The 4,082-nt window shown below is 60.9% G+C and carries 4 protein-coding genes; all 4 read left to right on the top strand.

Translation table 11 applies throughout. The annotated features are described in order from the left end of the window. Window positions 1-142: 142 nt before the first annotated feature. The gene (locus tag A3722_RS13790) at window positions 143-1,789 is read left to right on the top strand and encodes a Mu transposase C-terminal domain-containing protein (protein ID WP_067629918.1); all 1,647 of its coding nucleotides are present in this window, start codon (window positions 143-145) and stop codon (window positions 1,787-1,789) included. Continuing rightward, window positions 1,780-2,718 (top strand): TniB family NTP-binding protein, encoded by a 939-nt coding sequence (locus A3722_RS13785; protein ID WP_067629915.1) that lies wholly within the window; start codon window positions 1,780-1,782, stop codon window positions 2,716-2,718. Before A3722_RS13790 ends, A3722_RS13785 begins: the two co-directional genes overlap by 10 nt. Beyond that, a complete protein-coding gene (locus A3722_RS13780; RefSeq protein ID WP_330220226.1) occupies window positions 2,715-3,722 on the top strand; it encodes a TniQ family protein in 1,008 nt (335 codons plus the stop codon). Before A3722_RS13785 ends, A3722_RS13780 begins: the two co-directional genes overlap by 4 nt. A gap of 195 nt (window positions 3,723-3,917) precedes the next feature. Next, window positions 3,918-4,082: DUF1403 family protein (locus A3722_RS24830; protein WP_150120488.1), on the top strand; the 165-nt coding region annotated here is incomplete at its 3' end.

Here is a 4,082-nt window from a genome sequence, read left to right as displayed (position 1 = left end):
CTGCTATTTGTGAGATTACCCATGTCGCTCTTGCTTCATTACTGGACTCTAAGTTATTGAATACATTGAATTCATGTTCCTGTTTCATTCCCGGACTATAGTTTCATTATCGGACATAAGATACCTTTTTTGGGTTTTGGCCATGGTGGATCGCTCAGACATCAACGCCGTAGATGATGCGGCATGGGAACGGGCGGTTGCGCGTGAGGGAGTGATCCGACGGCTGGCGAGCAATGCGCCACCGAACCGTGCCGAATTCCTAAAGGCCTGCCGCGATCTTGGCCTCAAGCGCTCTCGCCTGTATGAATTGATCTCAGCGTACAAGGCGCGCCCGGTCGCCAGTTCCTTGCTGGCGGCTCAGGTTGGGACACCAACGGGTAGCCGCCGGCTGCCTGACGAGATCGAAGCGGTGATTTCGGGGGCGATCGAGGAGTTCTACAAGTCCCTCCAGAAGCCGAGCATCAACGCCCTGCAAAAGGAGGTCCGCAGGCGGTGCAGTCAGAGGGGTTTGCGTCCCCCGTGCTGGACCACGCTGCGGGACCGTGTGGCGGCGATAGATCCGGCGGAGCTCATGGCGGCGCGTGAGGGCGCTAAGGCCTCTCGCCAGCGCCATCACCCGGTGCCAGGTAGCTATCAGGTCAAACGGGCCTATGAGGTGGTTCAGATCGACCACACGTTGGTCGATGTCATCGTCGTGGACCGGGTTCATCGGAAGCCTTTGCAACGGCCCTGGCTGACCCTTGCTATCGACGTAGCCAGCCGCATGGTGGCAGGGTTCTATCTGACGCTGGAGCCGCCATCGGCCTTGTCGGTTGCACTGGCCATTCAGCACTTGGTGCAGCCCAAATTCGGCTGGCTGGAGAGCTTGGGGATCGACGCAGACTGGCCCGCCGAGGGATTGCCGGAGACCATTCACGTCGACAATGCCAAGGAATTCCGCTCAAAGGCGATGAAACGCGGCGCCGAGGAGCACGGGATTTCGCTGCAGTACAGGCCTATAGGGGCGCCACATTACGGCGGTCACATCGAGCGGCTGATCGGCACGATGATGGGGGCGGTCCACCTGCTGCCGGGATCGACCTTCAGCAGCATCAAGGACCGCGGCAACTATGATTCCGTGGGCAAGTCGGCGATGACGCTCGACGAGCTGGAGCACTGGTTGGCGCTGGAAATCACCCGTTATCATGTTGAACGGCACCGCTCGCTCGGCATTCCGCCAGTCGCGGCCTGGAACGAGGCCTATGGGCGGCGCGAGGCACCATTGCGCCGGCCTTACGATCCGGAGGGGTTCCGGATCGACTTCCTGCCGAGCACGGAACGCATGGTACGCCGCGATGGCATCCATCTCTTCGGCCTGCGGTATTGGGACGATGTCCTGAGCCTCTGGGCGGGTCGGCAGGACCGGCAATTGCGCGTGTCCTACGATCCTCGCGACCTCTCCACGGTCTTTGTCCGGAGCCCTGAGGGTCAGCGCTATGCTGTGCGGTTTGCGGACCTGCGCCATCCGTCGATCACCCTTGCGGAGCATCGTCGTGCGCAGGCGATTTTGCGCGAGCGCGGGCGTGCGCTCGAGGACGAAGACCTCATATTCGCGGTGATCGAGGAGCAGCGCGCCCTGGTTGATGCTGCCAGCATCAGGACACGGGAAGCCAGGCGGTTTTCCGAGCGACGGGACCGAGCGCTTGATGGGGTAGGAGCCTACGAGGCTGTAGATGCCGGTCCGGAGCCCAAGGAAAGCGAGAATGTGCTCAGGGACCACCCGGGGTTCGAAGTTGAGGAATGGTCGTGACCGAAGGCAGCGCATTTGCGCATCTCGATCCGACCTACCGCCGGTTTGCGGCGCTGCCGGATGATGAGCGCATTGCCTGGATCAGGGCCGATCGTTGGATTGGATTCGATCAGTCCGGGGCCGCTCTGGCACGTCTGGAGAACCTGTTGACCTATCCACCGCGTGACCGGATGCCATGCCTGCTGATCTACGGTGACACCGGAATGGGTAAAACCAAGATCGTCCGCAAGTTTGAACGCGACCACCCTCCGAAGTTCAGCCAGATCACCGGCGTTGACCACCGCCCGGTGGTTGTTGCGCAAGTGCCTTCTGAGCCCATCGAGTGCGATCTTTACCGCGAACTTCTGGCCAGCATGGGCGCGCCGGCGATGACAGGCGGCACGCTCGCCCGTGAGAAGGATATCTGCCGGTCACTGTTGCGGACCGTAGGAGCTAAGATGATCATCCTCGACGAGGTGAACGGTATGCTCGCTGGTACGTTCCGCCAGCAGCGCATATTTCTCAACGCCATAAGGTTTCTGGCCAATGATTTACGGATCCCGCTGGTTTGTGCAGGGACTGACCTCGCGCGCCAGGCGTTGCTGACCGATGCACAACTGGCCGAGCGCTTCGAGGCGTTCCATCTCAAGCCCTGGCAGAACGATACCGCCTTCGCCGGGCTCTTGAAAAGTTTCGAACGCATCCTGCCTTTGCGCGAGGCCTCCGATCTGATCAGTGGAGAGGCCAGAGAGCGGATTCACAAGCTGACCTCCGGTGTGACGGCGCGCATCTTCCGCCTGATCGAGACGGCGGCAGAAGATGCGGTCCGGTCGGGCAAGGAGCGCCTCGACGCGGATAGTTTTGGCGACAATCTGGTGCTGCCGCTGGTCTCGATGACCCAGACCGCTCGGCGGCGGGGAAAGCCCGTGCAACAACGGGTCGGGGCATGATGGTGCCGGCCAGATTGCCCGTCGCACCGCGTCCATTCCGTGACGAATTGGTCACGTCTTGGATGGCGCGGGTTGCCGCGCGCTACGGGGCGGAGCCCTTTGAGCTGATGGTGTTCCTGGCGGGGCAGGCGGGTAGGTACGCAGGCGCACGGCAGATTGACGATGTGGTGCCGGACATGGGGCTGCTCAGGCTATGGGCGAAGGCCTGCAGGATCGATCCGGAACGGCTTCGTCGCAGGTCACTGGCTTCCCGATATCCTGGTCGGCCGCAGGGCTGGCTTCTGACCGAGACAGTCCCGGTCTGCCTTGCCTGTTTCGATGCGGATGTCGCTGCCGGTCGCGATGCCTATCTTCGGAAGAATTGGCGATTGGCGGAGCAGGTGGTTTGCCCGGAACACCGGACCATGCTTCTGGATCGCTGCCCTGCGTGTCGCGGTCACCTGAGGCTTTCCCTTCGCATGTTGAATGGCCTGCTGCGTCCCTTCTGCCGCAAGTGCGATGCCGTTCTGACCAGTGGGGGAGGGGAGACAGAGGACCCTTTGAAGGCAGATCTTGCTGCAAACGTTCTCGAGACCCAACGCCAGATCAGCGGAATCGTAATAGGTGGCCCCGGCCGTCTTGATCGACTCGAGCATGCAATTCGCACCCTCTGGGCACCGCTTGATCGTGACGGGGCAGCCCGGCCTGTCCTTGCGCTCTGGTACGATGAACCGGGCTGGAACTGCCCTTACGAAGCCCGCGCGGCCGTCGGTCGGCTTGCGCCTCTTCAGCACCTATCAGTGCGCTGGCGGGCTCTGACGCTGGTGATCTTGCATGATCTCTTTGGAGCAGATCTGGTGCCCGGCGCAGTCGTGCCGGAGGCCGCCCTCGTCCTGTTCCGGCGTGCCGCCCCATTGCCGTGGCTCACGGATGGGCGAGATCCACGGAACGGCAAAGGAAAGCGCGCAGTTGAAGCTGGAGCGGAACGAGTCCACAGGTTGAGCAAGAGGCCTGTCCACCGGTAAATGGAAATTTCCTCGACGAGAGGGGGGATTTTGGCCGAATCCACCCATGAAACTAAAACGACAACCCATGTTTTTGAGCATATCATTTTTACGTCCGATAATGTAAACTTATTGGACATAATGAGGCCACGCAAGGTGAGGCGTTTTCAGTGATAATTTCTGGTGAAAAGCGCCGTCGTGTTATAGGCTTTGAACATGCCAAACGCCCTGCAAGTTCCCACCGACGACTTAACCAGGATACTCCGGATGCCTACATGGGTCACGTCAGCACGTCCTGAAACCCCTGAAGATGTTGCGTTTTTGTCGGGTGCCGCGCTGAACCACCTGCATGTTGTGCTCGGACGCGCGGAGGTGCCCCAA

Source organism: Sulfitobacter sp. HI0027, assembly GCF_001634775.1.
Taxonomy (GTDB): domain Bacteria; phylum Pseudomonadota; class Alphaproteobacteria; order Rhodobacterales; family Rhodobacteraceae; genus Sulfitobacter.
Note: the sequence above shows the minus strand (reverse complement) of the source record. Positions and strands in the feature narration are given on the sequence as shown.